At 60.9% G+C, this 20,471-nt stretch carries 25 protein-coding genes and 1 pseudogene; 1 reads left to right on the forward strand and 25 read right to left on the reverse strand.

All coding sequences use genetic code 11. The annotated features are described in order from the left end of the window. From M3P88_RS07985 to M3P88_RS08100, 24 genes and pseudogenes are all read right to left on the reverse strand, one after another. Nucleotides 1-987 (reverse strand): retention module-containing protein (locus M3P88_RS07985; protein WP_249615528.1); only part of this gene is annotated, 987 nt, incomplete at its 3' end. 191 nt (nucleotides 988-1,178) lie between these two features. Beyond that, entirely contained in the window at nucleotides 1,179-1,772 is a 594-nt protein-coding gene (locus tag M3P88_RS07990; protein WP_249615529.1) for a helix-turn-helix transcriptional regulator, read from the reverse strand. A gap of 3 nt (nucleotides 1,773-1,775) precedes the next feature. After that, on the reverse strand, nucleotides 1,776-3,179 hold the full coding sequence (locus M3P88_RS07995; RefSeq protein ID WP_249615530.1) for an HlyD family type I secretion periplasmic adaptor subunit: 1,404 nt from the start codon (nucleotides 3,177-3,179) through the stop codon (nucleotides 1,776-1,778). Beyond that, nucleotides 3,179-5,347, reverse strand: a complete 2,169-nt coding sequence (locus M3P88_RS08000; protein ID WP_249615531.1) for a type I secretion system permease/ATPase — start codon at nucleotides 5,345-5,347, stop codon at nucleotides 3,179-3,181. Before M3P88_RS08000 ends, M3P88_RS07995 begins: the two co-directional genes overlap by 1 nt. 229 nt (nucleotides 5,348-5,576) lie before the next feature. Then, entirely contained in the window at nucleotides 5,577-5,936 is a 360-nt protein-coding gene (locus M3P88_RS08005; protein WP_249615532.1) for a DUF2069 domain-containing protein, read from the reverse strand. After that, nucleotides 5,933-6,670 carry a twin-arginine translocase subunit TatC gene (tatC, locus tag M3P88_RS08010; protein ID WP_249615533.1) on the reverse strand — a complete coding sequence of 246 codons (738 nt, stop codon included), beginning with the start codon at nucleotides 6,668-6,670 and terminating at the stop codon, nucleotides 5,933-5,935. Before tatC ends, M3P88_RS08005 begins: the two co-directional genes overlap by 4 nt. Nucleotides 6,671-7,038: 368 nt before the next feature. Next, nucleotides 7,039-7,183: pseudogene (locus M3P88_RS16075) on the reverse strand (Sec-independent protein translocase subunit TatA/TatB); the annotation flags it as partial. Nucleotides 7,184-7,195: 12 nt separating this feature from the next. After that, a complete protein-coding gene (tatA, locus tag M3P88_RS08020) occupies nucleotides 7,196-7,402 on the reverse strand; it encodes a Sec-independent protein translocase subunit TatA (protein WP_249615535.1) in 207 nt (68 codons plus the stop codon). A gap of 65 nt (nucleotides 7,403-7,467) precedes the next feature. Next, complete coding sequence (locus tag M3P88_RS08025) at nucleotides 7,468-7,791, reverse strand: histidine triad nucleotide-binding protein (protein ID WP_249615536.1); 324 nt, start codon at nucleotides 7,789-7,791, stop codon at nucleotides 7,468-7,470. 17 nt (nucleotides 7,792-7,808) lie between these two features. Beyond that, a complete protein-coding gene (locus M3P88_RS08030) occupies nucleotides 7,809-8,138 on the reverse strand; it encodes a phosphoribosyl-ATP diphosphatase (protein WP_220789313.1) in 330 nt (109 codons plus the stop codon). A 107-nt stretch (nucleotides 8,139-8,245) separates the two neighbouring features. After that, nucleotides 8,246-8,647 carry a phosphoribosyl-AMP cyclohydrolase gene (gene hisI / locus M3P88_RS08035; RefSeq protein ID WP_249615537.1) on the reverse strand — a complete coding sequence of 134 codons (402 nt, stop codon included), beginning with the start codon at nucleotides 8,645-8,647 and terminating at the stop codon, nucleotides 8,246-8,248. Nucleotides 8,648-8,734: 87 nt separating this feature from the next. After that, nucleotides 8,735-9,499 carry an imidazole glycerol phosphate synthase subunit HisF gene (hisF, locus tag M3P88_RS08040; RefSeq protein WP_249615538.1) on the reverse strand — a complete coding sequence of 255 codons (765 nt, stop codon included), beginning with the start codon at nucleotides 9,497-9,499 and terminating at the stop codon, nucleotides 8,735-8,737. 219 nt (nucleotides 9,500-9,718) lie between these two features. After that, nucleotides 9,719-10,459 carry a 1-(5-phosphoribosyl)-5-[(5-phosphoribosylamino)methylideneamino]imidazole-4-carboxamide isomerase gene (gene hisA, locus M3P88_RS08045; RefSeq protein WP_249615539.1) on the reverse strand — a complete coding sequence of 247 codons (741 nt, stop codon included), beginning with the start codon at nucleotides 10,457-10,459 and terminating at the stop codon, nucleotides 9,719-9,721. Between the two features lie 21 nt (nucleotides 10,460-10,480). Beyond that, complete coding sequence (gene hisH / locus M3P88_RS08050; protein ID WP_249615540.1) at nucleotides 10,481-11,122, reverse strand: imidazole glycerol phosphate synthase subunit HisH; 642 nt, start codon at nucleotides 11,120-11,122, stop codon at nucleotides 10,481-10,483. Then, nucleotides 11,119-11,712 carry an imidazoleglycerol-phosphate dehydratase HisB gene (hisB, locus tag M3P88_RS08055; protein WP_249615541.1) on the reverse strand — a complete coding sequence of 198 codons (594 nt, stop codon included), beginning with the start codon at nucleotides 11,710-11,712 and terminating at the stop codon, nucleotides 11,119-11,121. Before hisB ends, hisH begins: the two co-directional genes overlap by 4 nt. Before the next feature lie 3 nt (nucleotides 11,713-11,715). Then, the gene (hisC, locus tag M3P88_RS08060; protein ID WP_249615542.1) at nucleotides 11,716-12,786 is read right to left on the reverse strand and encodes a histidinol-phosphate transaminase; all 1,071 of its coding nucleotides are present in this window, start codon (nucleotides 12,784-12,786) and stop codon (nucleotides 11,716-11,718) included. An 84-nt stretch (nucleotides 12,787-12,870) separates the two neighbouring features. Further along, complete coding sequence (gene hisD, locus M3P88_RS08065; RefSeq protein WP_249615543.1) at nucleotides 12,871-14,169, reverse strand: histidinol dehydrogenase; 1,299 nt, start codon at nucleotides 14,167-14,169, stop codon at nucleotides 12,871-12,873. 9 nt (nucleotides 14,170-14,178) lie between these two features. After that, a complete protein-coding gene (gene hisG, locus M3P88_RS08070) occupies nucleotides 14,179-14,820 on the reverse strand; it encodes an ATP phosphoribosyltransferase (RefSeq protein ID WP_249615544.1) in 642 nt (213 codons plus the stop codon). A 21-nt stretch (nucleotides 14,821-14,841) separates the two neighbouring features. After that, nucleotides 14,842-15,603 (reverse strand): flagellar brake protein, encoded by a 762-nt coding sequence (locus tag M3P88_RS08075; RefSeq protein ID WP_249615545.1) that lies wholly within the window; start codon nucleotides 15,601-15,603, stop codon nucleotides 14,842-14,844. A gap of 41 nt (nucleotides 15,604-15,644) precedes the next feature. After that, nucleotides 15,645-16,223, reverse strand: a complete 579-nt coding sequence (locus M3P88_RS08080; protein WP_249615546.1) for an SCO family protein — start codon at nucleotides 16,221-16,223, stop codon at nucleotides 15,645-15,647. Then, nucleotides 16,223-17,122: a heme o synthase gene (gene cyoE / locus M3P88_RS08085; RefSeq protein ID WP_249615547.1), complete on the reverse strand. Its 900-nt coding sequence runs from the start codon at nucleotides 17,120-17,122 to the stop codon at nucleotides 16,223-16,225. Before cyoE ends, M3P88_RS08080 begins: the two co-directional genes overlap by 1 nt. Beyond that, the gene (locus M3P88_RS08090) at nucleotides 17,119-18,162 is read right to left on the reverse strand and encodes a COX15/CtaA family protein (protein WP_249615548.1); all 1,044 of its coding nucleotides are present in this window, start codon (nucleotides 18,160-18,162) and stop codon (nucleotides 17,119-17,121) included. The genes cyoE and M3P88_RS08090 overlap by 4 nt, the downstream gene beginning before the upstream one ends. A gap of 39 nt (nucleotides 18,163-18,201) precedes the next feature. After that, entirely contained in the window at nucleotides 18,202-18,687 is a 486-nt protein-coding gene (locus M3P88_RS08095; protein WP_249615549.1) for a redox-active disulfide-containing membrane protein, read from the reverse strand. Beyond that, nucleotides 18,684-19,385: an SURF1 family cytochrome oxidase biogenesis protein gene (locus tag M3P88_RS08100; protein WP_249615550.1), complete on the reverse strand. Its 702-nt coding sequence runs from the start codon at nucleotides 19,383-19,385 to the stop codon at nucleotides 18,684-18,686. Before M3P88_RS08100 ends, M3P88_RS08095 begins: the two co-directional genes overlap by 4 nt. Here M3P88_RS08100 and M3P88_RS08105 point away from each other — a divergent pair. After that, entirely contained in the window at nucleotides 19,384-19,575 is a 192-nt protein-coding gene (locus tag M3P88_RS08105) for a twin transmembrane helix small protein (protein WP_249615551.1), read from the forward strand. The two genes, M3P88_RS08100 and M3P88_RS08105, sit on opposite strands and share 2 nt — an antisense overlap. 10 nt (nucleotides 19,576-19,585) lie before the next feature. Here M3P88_RS08105 and M3P88_RS08110 read toward each other — a convergent pair whose 3' ends face one another. Then, entirely contained in the window at nucleotides 19,586-20,470 is an 885-nt protein-coding gene (locus M3P88_RS08110) for a cytochrome c oxidase subunit 3 (protein WP_249615552.1), read from the reverse strand. Nucleotide 20,471: the final 1 nt, after the last annotated feature.

The raw sequence follows: 20,471 nt of genomic DNA on the forward strand, positions 1-20,471 counted from the left end.
TGGCTTTTCAACGTCCACGCTGTAGCTGCCGTCCGGCTTCACGGTGGCAGTCAGCGTTTGCTGATTACCCTTGGCGTCGGTCACCACCAGGGTGACGGTGCTGCCAACTGGCGCATCGGTCTTGCCGCTGAGGGTCGGGGTGGTGTCTTGGGTATTGTCCGGTGCGATGACGCTGATGGTCGGCGCGGTCGTGTCGACACTGCCATTGTCCTGTGCGTTGCCCTTGTTGCCGGCCGGGTCGGTCACGCTGGCTTCGGCCTTGTAGCTGCCTTCGGCCAACGGATCTTTCACATCCACGCTGTAACTGCCATCCGGTTTCACGGTGGTGGTCAGCGTCTGCTTGTTGCCTGCGGCATCGGTCACCACCAGGGTGACGGTGCTACCAACTGGCGCATCGGTCTTGCCGGTAATCGTAGGTGTGCTGTCGTTGCTGTTGTCCGGTGCGATGACGCTGATGGTCGGCGCGGTCGTGTCCGGCGGCAATCCGGCCTCAGCGGCAACGCCGCCTTGCGTCCCCTCAATACGCGGAATCTCGCGGGTTTCTATGTTCTGGCGCTCGAGGCTTAACGGGTTGAGCACTTCGACAACGCGCTCCAGGCGCACAAAGCCGAAGCCGCCATCATTGGTGCCGCCTCCGGTGAGGCCGGCGGCGGTTTCTTCCAGCACATTCAGCGGGTCTTGGTTATTGTTCAGCGCGGCGATGACGCGTTCGGCCTCGGCATTCAGCGGGGCGATGCGGGCTTCGCTGGCGTCAACGGCATTGGGCAGCAGGGTTTCTTCGGCCAGCAGAACGGTGCGGCCACCATCCAGATTGACCAGTTGACCGTCGGGACGGGAGAAGGCCAGCGCGGCGCCTTGTGCCAGTTCGATACGCTCGCCAGCAAGAATGACATCGCCGGCCTTGAGCTGGCGGATGCTGCCGTCGGCGGCAATCGCCTTAACCATGCCCTGAATGGAAACAACCTGACCCTGTGCCTGATTCGCCATGATAAACCCCAAGTGACAATATGCTGATGTTGTCAGGTTAAGGGTTTGGCTATGGCGTAGATATTGTACTTAAGGGCAGTGTGGTTAAACGGAGACAGGAACTCGGAACGGGATTGAAAATCCCGGGATCAGGGCCCGGGATTTTCAAGGTATCGCGGCTAAAGCCGCTCCTACCGGCGCGCCAAACTTATTCAGGCCAGCTTGAGCAGGAGCTGCAGGCGGTCGTCGACGCCGAATTTATGAAACAGGCTGCTGAGATGGGCCTTGACCGTGCGCTCGGCAATATCGAGTTCGCGGGCGATCTCCTTGTTGGCCATGCCGCGCTTGAGCGCGGCGATGACCTCGGCTTCGCGCGCGGTGACCTGACTGCGCCAGGCCTCCTGCCCCGAATCGGGCAACTTGCTGCCCAACTGGCCGCACAATAGCGCCAACAGATCGCGCCCGACCCAGCTGGAGCCGGTCTTTACCGTGCTGACAATCTGTTGCAGCAAATCGGCGGTGGAATAGGCATGGGCATAGCCGGCCGCGCCCTGTTGCAGCCAGCGCAGGCCTTCGCCGTTGTCGGGGTCTGAGCTCATGGCAATCACCCGGCCTTGGCGGCATAAGGCAGGCCAATTCGCCGCCTCGATGCCGGGCAAGACCAGATCGGCCAGTACCAGCTGGCCGTCCTGCAGGCTGTCCGCCAATGTGGCCACGTCGGCAACGCGCCAGCAGTGCGCGCGCCCCAGTGCCGTGCGCCAGCTGTCGGCCAGGGCTTCACTCAGGGTCAAAAGCAAAATGGGCATGATTCAACGCTCGCTTAATGCTTCGGCCTTGGCGCGCAGCACCGGCTTGAGCATATAGGACAGGATGGATTTCTTGCCGGTCATGATGTCGACCTGCGCCACCATGCCCGGAATAATCGGTAGCTTGGCCTCGCCCAGTCGCGAGCCCTTGGTGCGCACCTTGACGATATAAAAGGCATTGCCTTTTTCATCGGTAATGGTGTCGGCGCCGATGCCTTCGAGCACACCTTCCATGCCGCCATAGATGGTGAAGTCGTAGGCGGTGTAGCGCACCACGGCGCGCTGGCCCGGGCGCAGGAAAGCGATATCGCGCGGCGTGATGCGCGTCTCCAGCAGCAGCGATTCATTCAACGGCACGATTTCGGCGATGTCCTTACCCGGCTGCACCACGCCGCCTATGGTATTGGTAAACAAGCGCTTGACCTCGCCATGCACCGGGCTGCGGATTTCGGACAGTTTAACCTTGTCCTCCAGCCCGACGCTGCCCTCGGACAGGCTGCCCATCTTGCCCATGGTCTCCGATAGCTCGATGCTGGCCTGATTGCGGAACGCCAGCTCAACTTCCTGAATCTTGCGCTGCGCCTCGCTGATCGCGGCCTGAATGCGCGGAATCTGCGCGCCGGCCATATCGCGCTCGCCACGGTAGCGCGACACATCACGTTCCAGACGCAGCAAGTCGACATCGGATACCGCGCCGGTTGCCTTCAAAGGCCGGGTCACGCTCAATTCGCGATTGGTCAGCTCAAAGCCCTGTGCCGCCTGTTCGCGCCGGGCACGCGCTTCGTTCAGCTCCTGTGTGCGCTGCGCCAGTTGCTGGCGTGCAATCGAGACATTGGCGTCCAGCTCCAGCCGGCGCGAGTTGTAAAGTTCCAGCTCCTGACGCGCGATATCGGGTGCGCGCTGGGTGACTTCGTCCGGCATCACAAAAGGCTGGCCGGAGGCAATGGCCTTGAGCCGCGCCGATTTGGCCAGCTGCGACAGGTATTGCGCCTGGTTTTCGCGCAGCGACGACACAAAGCGCGTGTTGTCGACTTTAAGCAGCAAGTCGCCCTTGTTCACGATCTGGCCTTCTTTCACCATAATCGCCGACACCACTCCGCCATCCAGACTTTGCAAGTGCTGGTTCTGACCCGAGGCCACCACCTTGCCTTCACCGCGCGAGACTTCATCCACCTTGGACAGCGCCGCCCACAAAATCGCCACCACAAACACCGCCGCCATCAGCCAGATAAACAGGCGCGGGCGCTGCGGCTGCTGCTCGAGAATGGCCCAGTCCGCATCGGCGGCAAAATCGTTGCGGTCGGCAATATCCTTGGCCGCCGCCCAGTCCATCAGCCGGTCCCAGTAGGGTGCCGTCTTAGCCTGGCCGCGTTCACTCCAGGTTTTGAAACGTGTTTTCCAGTCCATTACGCGGCCCTCCCGACTTGACCCTGCTGCAAGGCTTCCACCACCTGCGCCTTAGGGCCATCCGCCACGATGCGTCCCTGATCGATTACGATCAGGCGGTCGACCAGATCCAGCAGGCTGTTGTTATGGGTCACCAGAATCAGCGTCTTGCCCGGCAAAATGGTCTTCAGGGTTGCGCGTATCTGCGACTCCGAGGTGTGGTCCATATTGCTGGTCGGCTCATCCAGCAGCAGGATGGGCGGGGCATTCAATAAGGCCCGCGCAATGGCGACCGACTTGCGCTGCCCGCCGGACAGCGACTCGCCACGTTCGCCAATCAGCATGTCGAAGCCCTGCGGATGGCTGTTGATAAAGCCGGTCAGCCCGGCCTGCTCGGCGGCGGCCGCGACGCTGGCATCGTAGGCATGTGGCGAGCCCATGGCGATATTCTGCCGCATGCTGCCGTAGAACAAGACCGCGTCCTGCGGTACATAGCCGATATTGCGCCGCAATTCGGCCGGATCAATCTGCTTGATGTCGATGCCGTCGACGCGGATCGCGCCTTCGCTTGGCTGGAACAAACCCAGAATCAGCTTTTGCAAGGTGCTCTTGCCCGAGCCGACGCGGCCGATAATCGCCACCCGCTCGCCCTCGCGGATACTGAACGAGACATCCCTCAACGCCACCATCGGGTTGGCCGGGTAGCTGAAGCTGACGTTTTTGAATTCGATTTCACCCTTGAAATGGGTGCGATGGAAGAAGCTGGCATCCTTCTCGCGCTCGACCGGCATTTTCATAAAGCCGTCGAGCGAAGCCAGGGACGTCTTGGCATTGTGGTATTGCGTCATCAGCCCCACCACCTGCCCCAGCGGCGCCATGGCGCGGCCGGACAGCATCACCGCCGCAATCACCCCGCCCATAGACACATTGCCGGCCATGATCTGGTACACCCCCATCACCAGCATGCCGACCGAAACCAGTTGCTGGATCAAGCCGGCAAAGTTCTGCGTGGACGAGGCCAGCAGCTTGAGGCGCGAGCCCACCTGCGCCAAAAACAGGGTCGATTGCTCCCAGCGCCCTTGCAGCTCGCCTTCGGCCGCCAGCACCTTGACCGTCTCCAGATTGGACAGGCTTTCCACCAGATGCGCATTGCGCTGCGAAGCGGCGCGCAAGGTGGTTTCCGCCATTTCCTGCATCTTGCCCTGCACCAGCAGGGTAAACAGCAGCATGGCCACGGTGCCCAGCACCACCGGAATGGCCATCATCGGCGAGATCCACATAATCACCAGAATAAAGACCAGCAAGAACGGCAGATCGATCAGCGCGGTAATGGAGGCCGAGGCGATAAAGTCGCGTATGGTCTCGAATGCCCTGAGGTTGGCGGCGAATGCGCCGACCGATGCCGGGCGCGCCTCCATGCGTATGCCCAGCACCCGCTCCATAATCAGCGCCGACAAGGTGACATCGACGCGCTTGCTGGCCAGATCGACCAGATAGCCGCGCGACAGCTTGAGCAGGAAATCGAAAATCAGCACCAGCGCCCCGCCTATGGCCAGCACCCATAAGGTGTCGGTCGCCATATTCGGCACCACCCGGTCGTACACATTCATCGAAATCAGCGGGAAGACCAGCGCAAACACATTGATCAGGAAGGCCGCCATCAAAGCGTCGCGATACAGGGGCCAGCTGGCGAAGACCGTCTGCCAGAACCAGTGGCGCGAGCGGATATGGGCAAGCTCGGGGGCACGCTTCTCATACTGGAAACGCGGCTTGACCAGAATGCCGATGCCGGCATAACGCGCATCCAGCTCGGCCAGCGACAGCTCGACCACCGCATCCGGCAATTCGGCATAGCTGACCGCCACCTTGTCGCCATCGACACTACGCAAGATGCAGGCATCGTTGTTTTCCAGCAACAACACCGCCGGCAACAGTTCGCTGCGCAGGCTGGCCAGCGGCTGGCGCACCACCCGGGCCGCGAGGCCGATGCGCCGCGCCGAGCGGGCAAACATCGAGGGCGACAGGCGGTTATCGGCCAGCGGGATGCCGGCCAGCAGCGACTCGCGCGTCGCATTCAGGCCAAAGCCGCGCGCCAGGGAAAACAGACAGTCGAGTAAGGGATCGAGGTGGGTAGCCTGTTGGCTAAAGCCGCCACTATCGCTGGAAGAAGATGCGCCGTGATAAGCCATGATAACCTCTGAGCCGGGATACGACTCATGCTCATATAGAGTTTTATGTATTAACTATAGTTTCACGTAATAATAACCCAAATAAATTTAGCACCGTGGCTTTTTAATGACTCTGTTATTTCTGGCGCAACAGATACCCGCCATGACGACGCATGGCCAGCCAAATTCAGCACGGGAAATGAGAGGGGGATAAGGGAAAACAAAGCCAGGCCGCAAGGGCCTGGCGGGATTAAGACGTCGCGGGTGCGGCAGCCGGACGGCCGCAGCGGATAAACATCAATACCGATACAAAATAGAGGCTGCTCAGCGCGATTTCACCCCAGGCCAGTTGCTGGCTCAGGCCGCTATCGCCCCAGCCGCGCATCACCCCCTCGCCAAAGAAGGCGAGAATGAACATGCACGACCACTGGTAGGTATAGACCCGCCCTTTAAGGATGCCAGGCAGAGGCAGCAGCAAAAGCGCGGCCTTAAGTACCAGCCATGAGCCGCCTTCGCGCAGCGGCGCCCACCACAGCTCCCAACCCAGATTCAGCAGGATCAGCGCGATCAGGCTGACAATGGCGCCCCAATGAAACCAGCTCTGCTTCATGTCGGCTCCTTGCTGCCAGGCTCTGGCGCTTTGCCCAGAAAAACCGACAGCAGAATGCCGCACTCGTACAGCAGCCATAGCGGCACTGCCAGCATGATCTGCGACAGCACATCCGGCGGCGTGACAATGGCGGCGATCACAAAAGCACCGACAATCACATAAGGCCGGCCCTGGCGCAGCTGCTCCACGCTGACAATACCCATGCGCGTCAGCACAATCACCACCACCGGCACTTCGAACGTCACGCCGAAGGCGACAAACATCCCCAGTACAAAAGACAGGTATTTATCGATATCGGTCATCATGGCGACGCCGGTCGGCGTCACCGCGCTCATAAAGCCGAACACCACCGGAAACACCAGATAGTAAGCGAAGGCCATGCCGATAAAAAACAGCAGCACACTGGAGACCACCAGCGGCACAATCAGTTTTTTCTCGTGCTGATACAGGCCGGGCGCAATAAAAGCCCATACCTGATACAGGGTATTGGGCAGGGAAATCAGGAAGGCAACCAGCATGGTGACCTTGACCGGCACGAAAAATGGTGCGGTCACGTCGGTGGCTATCATCTGCGCACCGGCAGGCAGCACGTCCATCATCGGTTTGGCCAGCAGGTGATAAATATCCCCCGCCCAGTGGAACAGGGCGATAAATACGATCACGATGCCGGCTGCGGCGCGCACCAGTCGGTTTCTCAACTCGATCAGATGCGCAAGCAACGGCTGTTCAGTCATTGATGCTCGTTATGCGGAGGGTTTGTCGGCTGGCGCCGACGCGGGAGGATCAAACAGGTCAAGCTGCTTATCATTGACCAGCGGCAAAGTGTCATCTGCATCATCGCGGTGCGCGGCAGCAATCAGCTCATGCGGATCGGTATCGGCAGCGGGCGCCAGTGCCACATCCGGATGCAGGCTGCGGCGGGCCTCGTCAAATGGCGCGGCCGCGCTGCTGGCCACCTCGTGCAGCGCATTTTGCTGCTCGGCCACCACGTTTTTGACCTCGTCCACCTGCTCCTGCATCTGCGAGCGGAAGCTGTCGGCTGCGCCGCGGATGTCCTGCGAGATACCCAACAAGCCGCTATCCGCCGCCTGCTGCTGCACATCGGCCTTCACACTGGAGACAAAACGCTGCGCGCGCCCGATGAGCGCACCTAGCGTGCGCGCCACGGCCGGCAGGCGTTCAGGCCCCAGTATCACCAGCGCCACCACGCTGATCAGGATGATTTCGCCAAAGCTGATTTCAAACACGGCTAAGCGCGCTTATTTCTTGTCGGTATCGGAGTCGACATCGATCACGCGGCCGGCTTCCGGCGTCTTGCTCTTGTCGTCGCCCTCTTTCATGCCGTCCTTAAAGCCCTTGACCGCGCTACCCAGATCTTCGCCCACATTGCGCAGCTTCTTGGTGCCGAAAACCAGCACGACAACCACCAGAACGATCAACCAATGCCAGATGCTGAAGGAACCCATAATGACTCTACCTTAAAAAATGTATGGCACGCCGCCATGCTGGCAGACGTGCAGATTAAATATGCTCAGGCCTTGTGGCCGAATACGTGCAGGTGCAGATGGAACACTTCCTGTCCGCCACCGACACCGGTGTTGATGCCGCATTTGAAACCGTCGGCCATGCCCTGCTCGGCCGCCAGCTGCGGTGCCAGCAGCAGCATACGCCCCAACAAGGCCTGATGCGAGGCATCGCACTGAGCCAGGCTGGCAACGTGCAGCTTGGGAATGATCAAAAAATGCACCGGTGCAATCGGGCGGATATCGTGAAAAGCGAGGAAGTCTTCGTCTTCATACACCTTGTTCGACGGAATCTCTCCCGCCGCAATCTTGCAAAACAGGCAGTCGCTCACTGCATCACTCCCGGGGTTTATGGTTGCGGCTTGCGCGCCAATTTTTCATCCAGGCCCGAGATGCCCTCGCGCCGCTTGAGTTCCATCAATACGTCTTCGGGGCGCAGGCCGTGATGGGCCAGCAACACCATGCTGTGAAACCACAGATCCGCCATTTCACGCACCAGATGCAGACGATCGCCATCCTTGGCGGCCAGCAGCACTTCCGCGCTTTCTTCGGCCACTTTTTTCAGGATCGCATCCTCGCCCTGCTTGAACAAGGACGCCACATAGGACGACCCGGCGGCGGCTTCGCGCCGCGCTTCCAGCGTATCAGCCAGATGACTGAGTATCTCGGTGTTGATCATCAGACTGCCCTCAAGAAGAATCGGCCAAAGTATAAGTCGATTTTATTGCAAATTTACGAAAACTTGATAAGGAAAAACCCTAGCTTTGCGCCGGATCAAACTGCCGCTCAGTTTCCCGCCGCATAAATGGCCGCAGGGTCTTTCAATACCGCATCCACACTCACCCAAGCACCCTGCTCGAAACGCCGGTAGAAACAGGAGGCGCGCCCAGTGTGGCAGGCGATACCGCCGGCCTGCTCGATCTGCAACACCACCACATCCCCGTCGCAATCCAGCCTGAGTTCGTGCACGCTTTGCAAATGACCGGACTCCTCGCCTTTTTTCCACAACTTCTGCCGCGAGCGGCTGTAGTAGTGCGCAATACCGCTGTCTGCGGTCAGCTGCAACGCTTCGCGGTTCATCCATGCGACCATTAGCACGCGCTGGGTGCGCGCATCCTGCGCAATCGCCGTCACCAGCCCCGCCGCATCCCACTTGATTTCATCCAGCCAGTTCGTGTCTTGAGTCATTTGCGTGTTCCTTTTTGGGGAGTAGAGAATTGGGAGTGGGGAGTAAAAGGCGGTGAGTGGTGTGACTCCCTACTCCCTACTCCCTGCCTACAACCTCACCTCTATCCCCGCCGCGCGCATGGCCTCTTTCGCCTGACGCACCGTGTACTCGCCGAAGTGAAAGATACTGGCCGCCAGCACCGCATCGGCCTTGCCCTGGGTGACCCCATCGACCAGATGCTGCAGATTGCCGACGCCGCCGGAGGCAATGACCGGCACCGACACGGCATCCGCGACCGCACGCGTCAGTGCCAGATTGAAGCCGGCCTTGGTTCCGTCGCGATCCATGCTGGTGAGCAGGATTTCACCGGCGCCATAATCGGCCATCTTGACCGCCCACTCGACCGCATCGATGCCGGTGGCGCGGCGTCCGCCGTGAGTAAAGATTTCCCAGCGGCTGTTGTCGGCATTGACCGCCTTGGCGTCCACCGCCACCACAATGGCCTGACAACCGAAACGCGCGGCCGCCTCACGCACCAGATCGGGATCGGTGATGGCCGCCGTATTGATGCCGACCTTATCGGCACCGGCATTCAGCAGACGGCGGATATCATCGACCTTACGCACGCCGCCTCCCACTGTCAGCGGAATAAAGACCTGATCGGCGACCGCTTCGATCACATGCAAAATCAGATCACGCTCGTCGGAACTGGCGGTGATATCAAGAAAAGTCAGCTCGTCGGCACCCTGATCGTTGTAGCGTTTCGCAATCTCGATCGGATCGCCGGCATCACGCAAGCCAAGGAAATTGACGCCCTTGACCACACGGCCGGCGTTGACATCGAGACAGGGAATAATGCGTTTGGCGAGCATGGGCGTAGAACCGGGAAGGGTGGGAGGTGAATAGGGAGTGGAGAGTGGGGAGTAGGGGCTGGGGAGCGGGGAACTAGGAGCTAGGAGCTAGGAGCTGGGAGCGGGGAACCGGGAGCTGGGAGCTGGGAGCTGGGGACGTTACTCCCTACTCCCTACTCCCTACTCCCCACTCCCCATCACGCCCTACTCCCTGCCCTCTACTCCCCACCCCGCCGTCTGTCAGTCCGACAACTCGTCCGCCAGCGCTTGCGCTTCGGCAAAATCGATGCTGCCTTCGTAGATGGCACGGCCCGTGATGGCACCTTCGATACCCTCGGCCTGTACCGCGCACAGGGCACGGACATCATCCAGATTGGTCAGGCCACCCGAAGCGATCACCGGCACGGTCAGCGCCTGTGCCAGCTTGACGGTGGCGTCGACATTGACACCATTCATCATGCCGTCGCGACCGATATCGGTGTAAATCACCGACACCACGCCATAGTCCTCGAAGCGCTTGGCCAGATCGATCACCTTGTGCGGCGTCACCTTGGCCCAGCCATCGATGGCGACCATGCCGTCTTTGGCATCCAGGCCGACAATGACGTGGCCGGGAAAGGCATCACAGGCATCGTGCAGAAAGCCCGGGTTTTTCACCGCAGCCGTACCGATAATCACATACTTCAGGCCCATATCGAGATAAGCCTCGATGGTGTCCAGATCGCGGATGCCGCCACCCAGTTGCACCACCATATCCTTGCCGACCGCACCCAGAATATCGCGGATGATGCCGCGATTCTTGGGCTTGCCGGCAAAAGCACCGTTGAGGTCAACCAGATGCAGGCGCTCGGCACCGGCATCGCGCCAGTGCAGCGCGACCTTGACCGGGTCATCGGAAAACACGGTCGCGTCGTCCATCACGCCCTGCTTCAGGCGTACGCATTGGCCGTCTTTAAGATCGATAGCGGGTATCAGCAACATGATGCATTCATCTACAGAAGGTTAAACACAGCCATCCCAGGCAAGGAAGTTCTTCATCATCTGAAGCCCTGCGCGGTGGCTCTTTTCGGTGTGGAACTGCGTGGCAAAAATATTGTTACGCCCGACGATACAGGAAAACCGTTCGGGATACTCGCTCTCGGCCAGCGTCAAGGCCGCATCGTCAGGCGCAAAGTGATAACTGTGGACAAAATAGAAGCGCTCGCCGTCTTCGATGCCGGCAAACAGGGGGTGCGGCCGGGTCTGAAACACGCGGTTCCAGCCCATATGCGGCACTTTCAGGCGCTCGCCGTGCGCATCGTGCAAGTCATGGCCAAAGCGCAGCACATGGCCCGGGAAAATGCCCAGCCCGCTGGTACCCCCCTCGGCGCTGTGTTCAAACAGGAGCTGGGCGCCGACGCAAATGCCGAAAAACGGCTTGCTGCGCGTGGTTTCCAGCACTGCCTCGGCCAGGCCGTGGGCGCGCAGTTCGCGCATGCAGTCCGGCATCGCGCCTTGTCCGGGAAACACCACCTTGTCGGCTTTGACCACACGATCCGGATCGGAGGTCAAAAAAACTTCGGTGCCGCTGTCGCTGACTGCCTGCACCGATTTCAACACCGAGTGCAGGTTGCCCATGCTGTAATCGATAATGGCGACCTTCATGCCGTCAAGGTCCCCTTGGTCGAGGGCATCTGCCCGGCCATGCGCTCGTCGAACTCGACCGCCATGCGCAGCGCACGGCCAAAGGCCTTGAACACGGTCTCGGCCTGATGGTGGCTGTTGATCCCGCGCAGATTGTCGATATGCAGCGTGACCATGCTGTGGTTGACGAAACCGTGGAAGAACTCGGAAAACAGGTCGACATCGAAACTGCCGATGCAGGCGCGGGTGAAATCAAGGTTGTAAACCAGACCCGGGCGACCGGACAAATCAATCACCACACGGGACAAGGCCTCGTCCAGCGGCACATAAGCATGGCCATAACGGCGTATGCCCTTCTTGTCGCCGATGGCGCGGGCAAAAGCCTGACCCAGCGTAATGCCCAGATCTTCTACCGTGTGATGGGCATCGATATGCAGGTCGCCGACCGCATGGATATCGAGGTCGATCAGGCCGTGACGCGCAATCTGGTCCAGCATATGGTCAAGAAAGGGCACGCCGGTCTCGAAGCGGCCGATGCCGCTGCCGTCAAGATTCAGCGAGACGGTGATCTGCGTTTCGGAAGTATTACGGGTAACAGTCGCGGTACGCATGGTTCAGCTCAGAATGTCGTAAAGGGCGGCCAGCAGCGCATCGTTCTCTTGCGGGCTGCCGACGGTCAAGCGCAGGCAGTCCTGAAGCAGCGGATGGGCGCCATCCAGTTTCTTGATCAAGATCTTGTCCGCCTTGAGCGCCTCGAATACGGCCAAAGCCCCCGGCAAACGGCAGGTGATGAAGTTGGCCTCGCTGGCAAACACCGTCATCTGCGGCAAGGCGGCAAGCGCCGCGGCCAGACGCGTGCGCTCGGCGCGCAGGATCCTGGCCTGTTCATCGAATAGCGGCAGATGGTCGAGCGCGAAATGGGCCGCTTCCTGCGTCAGCACATTGATATTGTAAGGCGGACGCACCTTGTCGATTTCAGCCAGCCATGCAGGATGGCCGGCAGCATATCCCAGACGGATGCCGGCCAGGCCCACTTTGGACACGGTGCGCAAAACCAGCAGATTCGGCACGGTACCGGCCTGCGCCATCCAGCTGTCGTCGGCAAAAGCCTGATAGGCCTCATCGACCACCACCAGCCCCGGTGCGGCGGCGATAATCGCTTCGACCGCCGCGCGCGGATAGCGGTTGCCGGTCGGATTATTCGGGTAGGACAGAAAGACGACCGCCGGCTGCTGCACCGCAATCGCGTCCAGCGTGGCGGCCAGGTTCAGGCTGAAGTCGGCATTCAAGGGGACGCCGACATAGTCCATGCCGGACAGGATGGCGTTCATGCGGTACATCACGAACGAGGGCTCAAGCGCCAGCAGTTTGGCGCCCGGGCGGGCCAGCGTCTGGGTAATCAGGGTAATCAGCTCATCCGAACCATTGCCCAGCAAGACTTCCGCCGCATCAGGGATGCCAAACGCAGCCTTAAGCCGTGGCTTGAGGCCGGCACCGGCCGGGTCGGGATAGCGGTTAATGGCGACACGGCCAAGACGCGCACCCAGTTCATCCTGCAAAGCCGGCGGCAAAGGAAACGGGTTTTCCATCGCATCCAGCTTCACCATGCCGCTGGCGTCAGCGACATGGTAAGCCTGCAGCGCCGCAATTTCCGGCCTGATCCATTGTTGTACTGACAATTTCATCTCGATCTTGAGTTTCGATCCGTCATCACTGCACGAACCTTGTTATGTCCATATCGTATCGCGATATGACATAGAGCGCGAGTCCTACGCCTTGCTCTCCATCCTCATCTCGGCCGCACGCGCATGGGCGGTAAGCCCTTCGCCATGGGCCAACACGCTGGCAATCTGCCCCAGTTGCTGCGCGCCCGCGCGCGAGACGCGGATCAGGCTGCTGCGCTTCTGAAAATCGTAAACGCCCAAGGGGCTGGCAAAACGGGCGGTGCGGCTGGTCGGCAAGACATGGTTGGGGCCGGCACAATAGTCGCCCAGACTCTCGGAAGTGAAACGCCCCATAAAGATCGCACCGGCGTGTTTGAGCGCCGGCAGCCAGGCTTCAGGCTCGGCCACCGATAGTTCCAGATGCTCGGGGGCGATATAGTTGGCAATGCGGCAAGCCTCGGCCAGATCGCTGACCTGTACCAGTGCACCGCGATTGCTCAGGCTGGCTTCGATAATGGCGCGCCTTGGCATCAGCGGCAGCAGCTGCGCGATGCTGGCCTCGACCGCCGCGATATAGGCCGCATCCGGGCATAACAAGATGGCTTGGGCAATCTCGTCATGCTCGGCCTGGCTAAAGAGATCCATCGCGATCCAGTCAGGATCGGTGCTGCCATCGCAGATCACCAGAATCTCGGACGGGCCGGCCACCATATCAATGCCGACCACGCCGAATACACGACGCTTGGCGGCGGCAACATAGGCATTGCCCGGGCCGGTGATCTTGTCGACCTGGGTAATGGTTTCGGTGCCGTAAGCCAGCGCAGCCACCGCCTGGGCGCCCCCGACGGTAAACACCTGATCGACACCGGCGATAAAGGCGGCCGCCAGCACCAGATCATTTTTTTCCCCGGCCGGCGTGGGCACCACCATCAGGATTTCACCGACCCCGGCAACCTTGGCCGGCAAGGCATTCATCAACACCGAGCTCGGATAGCAGGCCTTGCCGCCGGGCACATAAATACCGACACGATCCAGCGCGCTCACCTGCTGCCCCAATAGCGTGCCGTCTTCGTCTTCATAGCTCCACGATTGGGCGCGCTGCTTTTCGTGGTAACGCGTCACCCGCTCTGCCGCCGCGGTAAGCGCCGCGCGCTGCGTATCCGGCAAGCGCAGAAAAGCCGCTTCCAGCTCGGCGCGCGTCAGCGTCAGCTCGGCCATGGACTTAGCCTGCATGCGGTCAAAACGGTTGGTGTATTCGATAAGCGCGGCATCGCCACGGGTTTTGACATCCTCGCAGATGGCGGCGACACGGGCATCCACCTCCGGGTCCTGCGCGGTCTCAAAGGCCAGCAGTGCGGCCAGCTTGGCGTCAAAGCCAGGCTCGGTACTATTCAGTTTGTGCATGCGTCCCCCTCAGGCCGGTACCGCCGATGCAAAAGCATCCAGCACCGGCTGTATGGTCGAATATTTCAGCTTGAGCGCCGCCTGGTTCACCACCAGCCGCGAGCTGATGTCGAGAATGTGCTCGACCGCCTGCAGATTATTGGCTTTCAGCGTATTGCCGGTCGAGACCAGATCGACGATGGCATCCGCCAGCCCGACCAGCGGCGCCAGCTCCATCGAGCCATACAGCTTGATAATGTCGACATGCACCCCCTTGCGCGCAAAGTGCTCGCGTGCAATTTGTGGATACTTGGTGGCAATTTTAAGGCGGGCGCCGTGCTTAACCGCGGCCTCGTAGTCAAAGTCGTTCGATACCGCGACCATCATTTTGCAACGGGCAATGTTCAAGTCCAGCGGCTGATACAGACCATCGCCCCCATGCTCGATCAGCACATCGCGCCCGGCAATACCCAGATCCGCTGCGCCGTACTGCACATAGGTCGGCACATCGGAAGCGCGCACGATCACCAGCTTGACGTGTTCGTGATTGGTGTCGATCACCAGCTTGCGCGACGACTCGGGATCCTCGGCCGGCTGAATACCGGCGGCCGCCAATAGGGGTAGGGTTTCTTCGAAAATACGTCCCTTGGACAGGGCAATGGTCAGTTTCATGATCGTTACTTCTAATAAGAATCAGAGTGACAAGGCGCGGCGCTCGCGCTCCAGCGTGGCGATATAGCGCTGCACCAGGTTTTCGCGCGCCGAAGTCATATTCAGGAACTGGCAACCGATGCGGGTCACTTCGACATCGTTGCGCTGCAGCTGGGTCTGGCTATAGCGCACCTCGAATGCCACATCCAGCATGCCAAAAGGCTTAAGCTCGACATGGCAATCGCGGTAAGCATCACCCACGGCAAAACCGGCCACCGCAGGCTGCGGCAGCAATAAGGCCATGCCCCCTAGGCTGATATCGGACAGAGCCAGTTCCAGTGCCGCACCAGGATAGTCGCCAATACGGCATAGCAAGGGATTAACCCGCGGCGTCTGGATGCGGAAGCACTCGCGGCGCTGTAATTTAACGACTGCATCAGGCAGATCGACAGCCAGCGCCACGCGGCCCTCGTAGTCTATGCGCTGCACCGGCCCCAGTACACATTGGGTCTTCACGCCCTCGGGCGCGCAGACAAACACATTGCGCTCGCTGGCCAGCAACTGGCGGTTGGCCTCTTCGTTACCCCCCCAGTCGAACACCAGACGGCCGGCATCCAGATCGACATCCAGCAAGCGGGTCAGCACAAAAGTCTTGCCGTGATTGGCGAACAAGGTCGCCATCGCGCCGGACAAGGCGATCGTTTTCAGATGATGGGCAATTTCCAGCCGGGTGCTAAGGGTAAATTGAGCCAGATCCAGCGAACCGGGTTCACGTGGCACATTATTGGGAGAATCTGTACTCACTGGGCTTATCCTGATACATGCATGACATCAACTGGCACAGTCTACCGCAACAGCTCCCGAATATCATGAACTAGCGCCGCCGAAGGCGTGCCATAAGCCTGATACACCCGCAAATTGCCCGCGCCATCGAACAGATAGGAGCCGGCGCTATGATCCAGCGTATAGCCACCGCCTTCTGTCACCACCTTTTGTGCCACCACCTTGAATTGGCTCGCAACCCGATCGACTTGTGCCTGGCTGCCGGTCAAGCCGATAAAACGCCGGTCGAAATGCGGGACATAAGCGGCCAGTACCGCCGGGGTATCGCGCGCAGGATCAAGCGACACAAACAAGACTTGCACCTGATCCGCCTGCGGCCCCAGCGCCTTCATGGCCTGCGCATACTCGAGCAAGGTGGTCGGGCATACATCCGGACAATGGGTGTAACCGAAAAACAGCGCCACCGCCTTGCCGCGAAAATCCGCCAGCGACACCGTCTTGCCCTGCTGATTGATCAGGGTGAAATTGCCGCCAAAAGCAACGCCGCTGATATCGCTGCCCTTGAATGCGGGCGCGGCGCTCTGCGGCGTACACGCCATCAAAGCCAACAGGCAACAAGCAAACAGCACGCGGCGCAGCATCAGGACAGGGGTATCCGCCAGTAGTGATCGAACATCAGCGCCGCAAACAGCCAGGTCAGATACCAGATCGACCCGCGAAACATGCGCCGAGCAAGTTCATCAGCATACTTGTGATGCAGACGGGCGGCAAGCCCGATGAAATAAGCATTCAACCCCAAGGCAGCCAGCAGATACAGCAGGCCGCTCGCCCCCAGCGCCACCGGCAACAGGGAGATGGCAGCCAGCAAGATGCTGTATAGCAGCATGGTCAAGGTGGTGAAACGCTCGCCGTGGGTGAGCGGCAGCATGGGCAGGCCGGCGCTGCGATACTCCTCGCGCCGGTAGAGCGCCAGCGCCCAGAAGTGCGGCGGCGTCCAGGCATAGATAATCAGAAACAGCACCATGGCCATGGCGCTGACTTCGCCTGTCACCGCGGCCCAGCCAAGTAGCGGCGGCATGGCGCCACTGGCGCCGCCGATCACGATATTTTGCGGCGTATTGGGCTTAAGCAGCAGGGTATAGATGACGGCGTAACCGACAAAAGTCGCCAGCGTGAGCCAGGCGGTCAGCGCATTCACAAAAGCCACCAGCAAGGCCATGCCGAAACCGCCGCCGGTCAATGCCACGACCAGCGTCAGCGCCACGCCCGCATCACCCCGCGCCGTGGCGCGGCTGGCGGTGCGGCGCATGCGCGCATCCAGACTCCGCTCAACCAGGCAATTAATCATCGCCGCCGCGCCGGCCACCAGCGCAATGCCCAGCGTAGCCGGCACCATGAGCGCCATATCGGGCAAGCCGGGGCTCGCCAGCAACATGCCGATGACGGCGCAGAACACAATCAGCAACACCACGCGCGGCTTGGCCAGACGCCACAACTGGCGCACGGAAGGACGGACAGGGTTCAGGATTTGTGTGCTCATGCTTGCTCTCCGGACAGTCGGGCAAAACGGCGGGCGCGCACGGCAACAGCGGCCGATAGCGGCGAAGTGAAACGCAACGCCAGCGTCAAGGCGCTGGCCAGCAACAACATGGCACCGGCGTTGTGCGCCACGGCCAGCGCCAGGGGCAGACCCAGCACGACATTGGCCACGCCCAGCGCGATTTGCAGCAGCCACAGCGACAACAAGATGCGGCGCTGTCCCTGCCAGTCAGGCTGATGGCGGCCGCACCACACCAGCAACAACAACAAGAGCGACACCAGCACTGCCCCGATGCGGTGTATCCAGTGAATGGCGACCAGATGGCCGAATGACAGCAAGCCGCCATCGGGGGCCATACCCAGCTCGCGAGTCAGATGAAAAGCATGGTCAAAGCGCATTTCAGCCGGCTGCCACTGCCCGTTGCACTGCGGAAAGCCCTCGCAGGCCAGTGCGGCATAATTGGACGAGACCCAGCCCCCCAGCAGGATTTGCGCGATCAGAGCCACGACCAGCGCCCATGCCAAAACCCGCTGCCACCATGCCGCACCATGCGGCGGCAAAAACCGCTGGCTGGCCAGCGCCGCCAACATGGCCACAATCAGCATGCCGCCGATCAGGTGCAAGGACACGATCACCGGCTTGAGCAGCAAGGTGACCGTCCACATGCCCAGCAAACCCTGCACCACCACCGCCAGCAACAAGAGCGTGCTGATCATGCGGCTGGACAGCGACAGCCGGCGCCGCCAGGCGGTAATACATAACAGCAGAATGACCCCGCCCAGGCCGGCAGCCAGATAGCGGTGTATCATCTCCTTCCACGCCTTGGCCATGCTGACCGGCCCGTATGGGTCTGCGCTGTGAATGTCGACAATCACATCCCGCGCATGGGCCGGCGACAGCTGTCCGTAACAACCCGGCCAGTCCGGACACCCCAGCCCGGCATCGGACAGGCGAACAAAAGCGCCCAAGGGCACCACGACACAGGCAATCAGCAGAGCCAGCATCAGCAGGCGCTGGATGCTGCGCGGTAATGGTTTCATGCTCCCCCCTCCCGGTATCGATGCGCCGCCAGCGCCCGCTCAGCCCAGACCGTTATTGGTTTTCATCACCTTGGCCACTTCACGGATGATGCGGGTCGGCTCTGCTCCCGGCGGATAATTCAGCACCTGATTGCCCAAGGGGTCGACCAGGGTCAGGCCGCTCAGCAAGGTCGGCTCTTGCCCGATCAGCATCGCGACTTGGCGCGTATCCACCGGCGCAGCGGCATCAAACAGCGTCAAGGACACCAGCCGCTCGCCCGCCTCGCCCTGCGCCAGCTGAATCTGGCCAAGATTGAAACGCTGGCGGCTACACTCGGCATCACAGGGCGCACGCGCGGCATTGAGCAGCACCCACTTGCCCTTGGGCCAACCCGCTTGCCGGCTGACCGCCAGCGTCTGCGTCGCCAATAATGTGCCGTAGCTCTTGCCGCCGTCAGGCGGAGCGGCAAAGTAAGTCAGGGTGGACGCCAATACCGGTGCCACACACATGCCCAGAATCAGCCACAACTTGCTACGCGCTTTCATTGCACTTCCTCCATCGCCAGCGTATGCGCGCGCATACCGGGTTTAAGCAAACGCCACGCGGGTGCCAGTAGCAACACCCCCAGCAACAGCCATTGCAAGGCATAGGCAAAATGGCGCTGCGGATCGAATGCTGGCTTGAATGGCGAAGCCAGCAAACCGGCTAGCGGGACTTCCAGCACCACCACACCGGCACGCAGGCTGGTGCCATAACGGGACACCAACACCTCGCGCGAAGGCGCATCGACCACGCCCTGATGCCCCAAACGCGCACCGGACAGGGTCAGCAGCTGTGGCCATGGCTGCCAGCGCCCGTTGCCATACACATGCTGCGGCAGCACCGGCAAGCGACCGTCAGGCGCGACGCGTCCCGCATCCACCATCACCATGCTGCCATCGCTCAGACTCACTGGCAGCCATACGCGGTAGTCCGGCCGCCCGCCCAGACCCGTGCCCTGCCATAGCAACACATCGCCCACCACCCGCCCTTCGACCCGAACCCGGCGCCTGTCCGCTGTCGCCAGCGGATCCGCCGTCGTCATGGCCTGCGGCGACTGCAAGGCCGCCGCCTCGACCGCAGCCAGCTCGGCACTGCGCGTGATGCCGCGCTGCCACTGCCACAGGCTAAGCACAAACGGCAGCAGACAGCAGCCGATAATGACACTAGTCTTCAAAGACAGACTGTTGAGCGCAAATCTCATGAAAACCCTTATCCTCCTGGCCTTGCTGGCCATTGTGCTGGCGCTGTTTTCCGCGCTGTTTGGCCTGCTGCGCCCTGGGGCTGAGCGAACCCGTACGGTACGCGCCCTCACCTTGCGCATTGCGCTATCCATCGGCCTGTTTTTGCTACTCATCGCCTCGCGTCTGCTCGGCGTCTGGGGCAGCCATTAGCCCGCCCTGATCACAGCCAATACACAAAGACAAACAGCAGCAGCCACACCACATCGACAAAGTGCCAGTACCAGGCGGCCGCTTCGAAGGCAAAGTGGTTGTGCTCGCTAAAATGGCCGCGCAATACGCGCACCCAGATCACCGCCAGAATCAGCGTCCCGACCAGCACATGCATGCCGTGAAAGCCGGTCATCATGTAGAAAGTCATGCCATAAGCGCCGGAAGCAAAGGACAGCCCCAGCTCGCTCAGGGCATGGTGGTATTCATAGGCTTGCAGGCTGAGAAACAACATGCCCAGCAGCACGGTGATGCCCAGCCCCCAGGCTAGCTGGCTACGCTTGCCTTCGATCATGCCCCAGTGCGCCCAGGTCAGCGTGCCACCCGAACTCAACAAAATGGCGGTGTTGATGGCCGGCAAGCCCCATGCACCCATCGCCTGATAAACGGCATCGATGCCGGGTGCGGTCTGCAAGGGCCAGGCCGGGTTGAAATCGGGCCATAGCAATTTGTGCGTCTCGTCCCCCAGTTCGGGCAGGGCAATCACACGCACGTAGTAGAGCGCACCAAAGAAGGCGGCAAAAAACATGACTTCGGAAAAAATGAACCAGCCCATGCCCCAGCGGAACGACATGTCTTCGCGCGCGCGATAGCTGCCGGCACGGCTCTCGCGTATCACGTCGCGAAACCAGCCCACCAGCATCCACACCAGAATGGCAACCCCGGCCCCCAGCGATAAGGGCCCCAGCAACATGCCGTTTAGCGCAAAGGCCGCCCCCAGCCCGATACAGAACAAGGCCACCGCGCCGATGAGCGGCCAGCGCGATGGTGGCGGAACAAAATAGCGTGTTTGCTGTGCGGCCGATTCCTCGCCTGCCGCTGTGCCATGTCCTTGCATC

Origin of the sequence: Craterilacuibacter sp. RT1T, assembly GCF_023502145.1 — a bacterium.
Classification (GTDB): domain Bacteria; phylum Pseudomonadota; class Gammaproteobacteria; order Burkholderiales; family Chromobacteriaceae; genus Craterilacuibacter.

Excerpts from the sequence above, each read along its gene's own strand:
- M3P88_RS08105 (WP_249615551.1), top strand. The coding sequence starts at position 19,384 with ATGAAAACCCTTATCCTCCTGGCCTTGCTGGCCATTGTGCTGGCGCTG.
- hisD (WP_249615543.1), bottom strand. The coding sequence starts at position 14,169 with ATGCACAAACTGAATAGTACCGAGCCTGGCTTTGACGCCAAGCTGGCC.
- M3P88_RS07990 (WP_249615529.1), bottom strand. The coding sequence starts at position 1,772 with ATGCCCATTTTGCTTTTGACCCTGAGTGAAGCCCTGGCCGACAGCTGG.
- M3P88_RS07995 (WP_249615530.1), bottom strand. The coding sequence starts at position 3,179 with ATGGACTGGAAAACACGTTTCAAAACCTGGAGTGAACGCGGCCAGGCT.
- hisC (WP_249615542.1), bottom strand. The coding sequence starts at position 12,786 with ATGAAATTGTCAGTACAACAATGGATCAGGCCGGAAATTGCGGCGCTG.
- M3P88_RS08005 (WP_249615532.1), bottom strand. The coding sequence starts at position 5,936 with ATGAAGCAGAGCTGGTTTCATTGGGGCGCCATTGTCAGCCTGATCGCG.
- hisI (WP_249615537.1), bottom strand. The coding sequence starts at position 8,647 with ATGACTCAAGACACGAACTGGCTGGATGAAATCAAGTGGGATGCGGCG.
- M3P88_RS08100 (WP_249615550.1), bottom strand. The coding sequence starts at position 19,385 with ATGAGATTTGCGCTCAACAGTCTGTCTTTGAAGACTAGTGTCATTATC.
- tatA (WP_249615535.1), bottom strand. The coding sequence starts at position 7,402 with ATGGGTTCCTTCAGCATCTGGCATTGGTTGATCGTTCTGGTGGTTGTC.
- M3P88_RS08030 (WP_220789313.1), bottom strand. The coding sequence starts at position 8,138 with ATGATCAACACCGAGATACTCAGTCATCTGGCTGATACGCTGGAAGCG.
- M3P88_RS08000 (WP_249615531.1), bottom strand. The coding sequence starts at position 5,347 with ATGGCTTATCACGGCGCATCTTCTTCCAGCGATAGTGGCGGCTTTAGC.
- hisB (WP_249615541.1), bottom strand. The coding sequence starts at position 11,712 with ATGCGTACCGCGACTGTTACCCGTAATACTTCCGAAACGCAGATCACC.
- M3P88_RS08110 (WP_249615552.1), bottom strand. The coding sequence starts at position 20,470 with ATGCAAGGACATGGCACAGCGGCAGGCGAGGAATCGGCCGCACAGCAA.
- M3P88_RS08080 (WP_249615546.1), bottom strand. The coding sequence starts at position 16,223 with ATGCTGCGCCGCGTGCTGTTTGCTTGTTGCCTGTTGGCTTTGATGGCG.
- hisA (WP_249615539.1), bottom strand. The coding sequence starts at position 10,459 with ATGTTGCTGATACCCGCTATCGATCTTAAAGACGGCCAATGCGTACGC.
- hisG (WP_249615544.1), bottom strand. The coding sequence starts at position 14,820 with ATGAAACTGACCATTGCCCTGTCCAAGGGACGTATTTTCGAAGAAACC.
- hisF (WP_249615538.1), bottom strand. The coding sequence starts at position 9,499 with ATGCTCGCCAAACGCATTATTCCCTGTCTCGATGTCAACGCCGGCCGT.
- tatC (WP_249615533.1), bottom strand. The coding sequence starts at position 6,670 with ATGACTGAACAGCCGTTGCTTGCGCATCTGATCGAGTTGAGAAACCGA.
- cyoE (WP_249615547.1), bottom strand. The coding sequence starts at position 17,122 with ATGAGCACACAAATCCTGAACCCTGTCCGTCCTTCCGTGCGCCAGTTG.
- M3P88_RS08095 (WP_249615549.1), bottom strand. The coding sequence starts at position 18,687 with ATGAAAGCGCGTAGCAAGTTGTGGCTGATTCTGGGCATGTGTGTGGCA.
- M3P88_RS08090 (WP_249615548.1), bottom strand. The coding sequence starts at position 18,162 with ATGAAACCATTACCGCGCAGCATCCAGCGCCTGCTGATGCTGGCTCTG.
- hisH (WP_249615540.1), bottom strand. The coding sequence starts at position 11,122 with ATGAAGGTCGCCATTATCGATTACAGCATGGGCAACCTGCACTCGGTG.